This is a genomic window from Parashewanella curva, assembly GCF_003675895.1.
Lineage (GTDB): Bacteria > Pseudomonadota > Gammaproteobacteria > Enterobacterales > Shewanellaceae > Parashewanella > Parashewanella curva.
In genome coordinates this window covers 1-6,064 of sequence record NZ_ML014883.1, presented here as the reverse complement: position 1 = coordinate 6,064, position 6,064 = coordinate 1, and the positions used below count along the sequence as shown (strand labels likewise).

Genomic DNA, 6,064 nt, shown 5'->3' with positions numbered 1-6,064 from the left:
CCATTGGCGTTTGCAAAAGCATTATTTCGTTATCACTATACAAAGGGTGAGTCAAAGATAAAGAGAATTGTAACTGGGTTTAATTTAGGTCAAAAACTGCGTGACGAATTCAGTCAATTTCTTTTAAATGAATTTAATTTAAAATCTAATGTTCATGTAAATAATTTGGGAGTAATAATCATAGAACAACATTAAAGTTAATGCTCTAAATCATTTAGGGGCATAAATGAGCTGGCGAATATGGTGCCACGAGTGGTCTAAAGTTATATCATAAACCTCATTACCTACCACCGTAGTCAGTTTGCACCATATACATAATCCGTTCAAAATTGACTTTGTTAACCTTGAAGCTGAAGAGCCAGTTGTTTGGTTTTGTCTTCTTAATCAAGAGCCGCAGCTGAACTTCCAAGTTGCATGGTCTTAGTTATTTTAACATTGGACTATTGTTTGTCTTTTTTTGCTTCTAATGAAGGTGGTGGTAGCCTTTGCGGCATACTTGTTTCAATTTCAATTGCTGTCTCGGGAGGCGCTGTTTCTTGTAACTCTCCCAAAAAAACTTGCTCTGTTTGTTCTTTGTTCTCGACAATAAACTCTACTACCTGAGTATTAGACATTACCTGCTTACCAGCCCTTCTTAGCAAAACATTCATCCTATCCCTTATTCGTTCAATTGTTTTGCCATCATTAACTTTAATATCAAACACAACTAAACCAATAATGGTAACAGGAACAACAACAGCGATAAGTAAAGCCGTCCCTGCAACAGTACCACCAACAATAGCTCCGACATTTATGCTAGAGCTTGGTGTAGATATTTCAGTTGCTGGCTCACTTGTGAGAGGAACTTTGGCGATTGCTAGATTGATATCTTCAGTAGTTAATGACTTAGCCGCAAGTTCATCGTCTATTGAGCACTTATGCGTCTCAAGAAGGAAGGGGTATATCTCTTGCCAAGTTAATGTAACATCTTGTGATTGAATTTTTTGCTCTGGGTTAATAACGAATGCTTCACTGCGATTTGGTCTCGACAATCCCTGAGTAAGGTTTGCCACAGCTTCTGCGGAAAGTGGCGTTTCAGAATAAGGAATTGCAGTTGGTATATCGCAAAAACTGGCAGCGGCTAATTGATGTACTTCATCAATTGCTTGCTCTACTTCAAGAGGTGACAAATTCCGATACACCTTTGGTGAAAATAGCATTTTTCCTGAGCTATTACTTGTATCAACTGAGAGACAAACTTTATCCGCATTTAAAAAACTTTCAATATCTGACCACAGATACAGCCGCCCATCTCGCTCAACAATCTGTTCAGGGTCGATTGCTATTCCATATTGATAGGCATAAGCATCTTCCTCAAGTGTTGCATTAAGTTCAGCCCATTTAAGCGGCCTCGCCTGATAGGCATATTGATAAAAAGTAGAGTTAATGCAAGTACTCGTATCCGAGAAACTGGCTTTAGGCGCAGCCTCAAATGCTGCTGTAATTTTCGTTCTAGATAAACCACTTAATCGTCTTTGGCTTTCAATACATGCGCCGCTGGTGTCATTTTCCCTAAGTTGTTGCCGAAGTAGTGCCCAAGAAGTGTAGCTATCCCCCTGAGAAACAACAGCATTCAAAGGAAGCTCTAATACGCTTTGGTTGTCAGCAGCTGCAAGTAAACTGGCTAGTTCAATGGTTTGCCCTGTATGCTCGAAAGCAGTGAAGTTAACGCAAGCGGAAAACTGATTAAGGGCATCGATAATATCTTGCTTTTCTATCAGCTTGAATGCAGGTGTTGTTTCATCACTCGCATTTGGATATGCAATACAAAGCTGTCGATTAATAAAACCGCTAATATTACGCCATGAGTAAGGGTAGCCATTAACAATAATCGGTTGGTTTGGGGCAATACTTAACCCAATTGAGCCAAATTCAGGTGTTACTGCTTGGAACTGTTGTACGATTTGGTCAATGGTATAACCAGAAGAATTGAAGGGTAAGAGTTCTATTGATGAAGAGCAATCACTTTGAATGCTTTTTACGGCGTTACCAAAAGCTGTTTCAATGGTCTCAATAGGAACTGATAGCCATCCACCTTGGGTTTTACATTCTCCAATAGCTTCTAATTTTTCTAGTTCTGCTGTCAAATTTACCCAAGGAATTCGATGATTTCCATTTTGAATAAAGGTATTGGGGGGCAACTTAACTCCACCCGTACTAAGTGTTTGAATAAGATTTTCTAGTGGTACAACACTGGTATTATAAGTTTCAGCTAATTGTTCACATGCTTCTTGTTGTACCTGAGTAGCATTCAGTAGCTCTTCCCAAATAGTTTCATTTAAAAATTCAATATTCAGGATTTTATTGCCATAGCAGTAATTGGTCACTTTCGCGTTGGCTATCTGCCTTCGAATGTTTTTCCAAGGAATAAGTTTACCGCTTTGAGTATCATTAATTAAGGTGTCATCACTAATATTTAGGCCAACATTAATTTGATTGTTACCCACTATCACATCTCTAACTACCGTAGAATTAATGGCTTCAGCGCCTTTAACCATGGGAGTGGTATAGTTTTCAGGTGAGCAACCATAGGCCACTTTGTCTGGAGGTTCACATTGATTGGAAGTATTGAACGGATTAAGTATTTCTCCACTGTAATTCAACCCACTGATATAAACACTTAATGTGGCTTCACCATTTTCAGAGCAATTTGAAAAAATAGGAGGTGTAATATGTAGTCCAGAGAACTTTAAGGTTAAACCAGTAGTAGCATTGTTATTATCGAAATACCTCACAACAGGAGTGCATTTTGCGTTATTAATTGCAGTGCTAAGGTTGCTGTAATCTAGTGGAACGTTGAATATGTCATTCGTGGTTTTTCTATCACTACTATTATCGGGAAATGGCACATACCACTCTCGGCCCTTGCCATTCGCGACCAGCTGAGCACATTGGGGCAATGTTGATCGTTGATTAATATGATGCGTTTCTGGTTGGCTATCAGTTTCGTTTGTGGGATCAATACTAAGAATGTGCCGCATGGTTTGAACTTTATTCCCACTTTGTTTCAATAGTTGTTCTTTGAGATGAAGCTGGTTTAATTCAGGGTTATCAAAGGTGTCTCTTGCATCTTCAAAAGTATCGATGTCGTCATCAACATGTAGTGAATTTTCTACACCGACGCCATCTAACTGCATGGGTTCAGTTGGGTAAACGTATTCGGTGACAGCATCCATTGCACATCCTGCTGCTTGGCTACTAAGGTATCCTGCAGTAGAAGCGGTGATGAAATTTAAAAATCGTCTTCCATAGCTATCCTTAGCAACCCCAGCTCTGTCTTGTAAAGCATTAACACCATTGACCGTTAACTGACCACCAACAATACCCGACATCGATTTTACTGTACCGTATACTACCCCTTGTGGAGCCAGGCTGCCGGTCACCACACCATGTAAACCCAGCTTTAAACCTTGTGAGGTATACTTTGCTACATTTGCACCCTTACACTCTGTCGGTAAAGCACCATGAAAGGCATCAACGATTTTGTCTACCGCATTATCTACATGATGCTTTGCACAAGAATACCCAAGCCCCACAATTCCACCTAATGGGCCTGCTGTCGCAAGGCCAATACCAACGGATAACCCAGCTTGCGCAAGGGTTTCTGCTGATGGAGTATGGTTATAGGCTTTCTCAGCTAATTTTGTGGCTTGTTGAATGCCGTTCGCCAGTTGTAAAGCAGAAGATAACCCCATAAAAAACCACCAGTACTTACGTAATTTTTTTTCAAAAAATTATCTTAAAATAAATTGGCTGAATGTTAGTTGAATTTCAAGCAATGCTTATTAATTTTAAGCTCTATATTATATTTTCATAAAGAGGAAAATTTGAATACAAAACAGCGTTATTTGCTGTTATCAGCGCACGTATTTCCCCTGAATCAATGAAAGTACTTGATTCAGAAATCAAAGCTGAACCAATTTTGGGTTCTTCAAATCGGAAGATTGATTTTGCCGTAGAAAAAAATGAGTTAAATACAATGTAACACTTTAAAAAGGTGAGTTGTTTGAATATTAAGCTTTTAAGGCAATCACAACTTGCTATTTGTTAAGTGTAAAAAAAGGATTCTTGCACACAAATTAGAATGTTCGCTCTAACGAACTTCGGGGCAGAAATGCGTTAGAGAACAATAAGAGGCAAAGCTCACTAGATTGTTGATCATAACCAACGTATGGTGAGATATTTACTAAAATTCGTCATCTTATTAGGTAAAGTGGTATCCCTCCAAAATTCCCAGCTAGAATTAAAAAGCTCAAATTCAAATAGTGAATAAGTAAAAGTAGGGCGATTACGTACTCCTACAAATTTAGCTATTTGCCTGTGACTGCGAATAAAAAACTCACTAGCCAACTCTAAAATATACATTGTCAGTTTATATTCAGTATCGTTTTGTTAGCGTTTGATAATGTTACTTAATTTGTGGGTATTATGATGAAACGTGTACTTCTGCTAATGACTTTATTTTCTGCCACAGCTTTTGCTCAATCCGATGAACAGATCAAAAGTTGGGACGCAACATACGCGCAGTTTGATCCTTACAACCAACTTGAGCTTACTCGCAATCAACATAATCAGTTGTTTGATAATCAAGGTAATGAGTATGAATTGGTGGGTAAAGGATGCGATAAAGTGAAATTATTCACTGTGAATGATTCACAACAAGAGCTGAAAAGTGGGGTGATGAGCTATCAAAAGATTACTCAATGTAAACTGGTGAGAAAGGGAACTGATCGCCCGATTCATTTACAAAAAGAAAGTCGTTTATCTAGCGGGCAATCCCCCATTTTTATGACGCCAAAGTGGGACATATCCAAAGAAGGGCGTTTCCCTGACTCAAAACATGTTTACTATGCGAAAGGCCGATACATTCTTGATGCTGAGTTAACGAAATACGTTTATCCTAGTCCTGCTTACACTCCCTTTGAGTTAAGCTATTTAACTGGCGTTGCTGGAAACCCACAACGTCATTACGTTTCTGTCAAGCAAGGTTGTATTGAAAAAGTTTTGGTTGGTATGACAGATGCTTTTACCTACGTTAATGTTAAGCCCAATAAAGATCTTTCAGGTGTCGGTCAGGATAATGCGCTGGCTAAATACTCGACCAATTATCATAACCCTGTTTGTATTATTGCTGATAATGAATCACACATTGCCTCTTACGCTCAATAAGTTTGGTTCTTGAATCATCAGGTACAATATGTGTCGTTGTTTTTCTGTGATAGTCCATTTTTATTTGCTTAAGCCGCTCTTATGTTTTGTCTTACTCAGTGTACTCAGGGGTATACCGCTAAGGATGTTGTCGTTATAGCGACTCCTGTTGTTTCATTGCTTATTTCGTTCATTGCGGGTGGATTTTCGATCAGAAATATTAACCACCAGATAAACCATGCCAAACAACAACAGAGAACCGAAATAAAGCGTGAAAAGCTTGAATATCTGCTAACTCAAATCATTCGTTTATATAAGAACATTAACTGGATAAACAATAAAAAAGAGTTTGAAGAACGTAAGGGCAACCCTAAAAAAAACTTGAATCGGTTACAAAAACAAAAATTCAATGAATTATCTTCTAAGCCAAATATAGGTATAAATAAAGATTATCGAGTTCTGATTGAAGAATCTAACGAGATGCAAATACAAATAGGGATCATCATTTCGCTTTACTTTCAATGTCTACTGCCAATTTTTGAAACCACTATGGATGTGAGTAATGAATTTATGGCGAATATTTTTAGCTGTTCTCCAATTGAGCTAAATGCGTATTGTAAGAAAGTAGATGCCTCTTTAAATCAATTGAAATCAGAGATAATTGCCCAAATGGATAAGCTTATTGTCTCATAGATGTGAGCAAATCGATTGCAAGCAACTACTGTTAATTTTCATTATTACCCCCTGATTTTTTTTAACGAGCGGAGCGAAAATCTCGGGGGCTTGCCCCCGTGCTGGATAGTGTAGACTGGGCGGTTCCCAGTCTATATTATCCTGTATATGGAACTTCAAAGAAATTCACATCACGTTTACCGAT

Annotated in this window: 4 protein-coding genes; 3 read left to right on the top strand and 1 reads right to left on the bottom strand. The window is 38.4% G+C overall.

What is annotated here, in order from left to right; translation table 11 throughout:
* A partial coding sequence (locus D5018_RS22055) for a hypothetical protein (protein ID WP_207819408.1) occupies positions 1 to 195 on the top strand: 195 nt, incomplete at its 5' end.
* A gap of 245 nt (positions 196 to 440) precedes the next feature.
* On the opposite strand, the gene D5018_RS20465 is transcribed toward D5018_RS22055, so the two are convergent.
* On the bottom strand, positions 441 to 3,734 hold the full coding sequence (locus tag D5018_RS20465) for a hypothetical protein (RefSeq protein WP_121840831.1): 3,294 nt from the start codon (positions 3,732 to 3,734) through the stop codon (positions 441 to 443).
* 733 nt (positions 3,735 to 4,467) lie between these two features.
* Between D5018_RS20465 and D5018_RS20460 the strand changes: the two genes are divergently transcribed.
* Positions 4,468 to 5,208, top strand: a complete 741-nt coding sequence (locus D5018_RS20460) for a hypothetical protein (RefSeq protein WP_133309361.1) — start codon at positions 4,468 to 4,470, stop codon at positions 5,206 to 5,208.
* 81 nt (positions 5,209 to 5,289) lie between these two features.
* Positions 5,290 to 5,880: a hypothetical protein gene (locus D5018_RS20455; RefSeq protein ID WP_121840829.1), complete on the top strand. Its 591-nt coding sequence runs from the start codon at positions 5,290 to 5,292 to the stop codon at positions 5,878 to 5,880.
* The last annotated feature ends 184 nt before the right edge of the window (positions 5,881 to 6,064 follow it).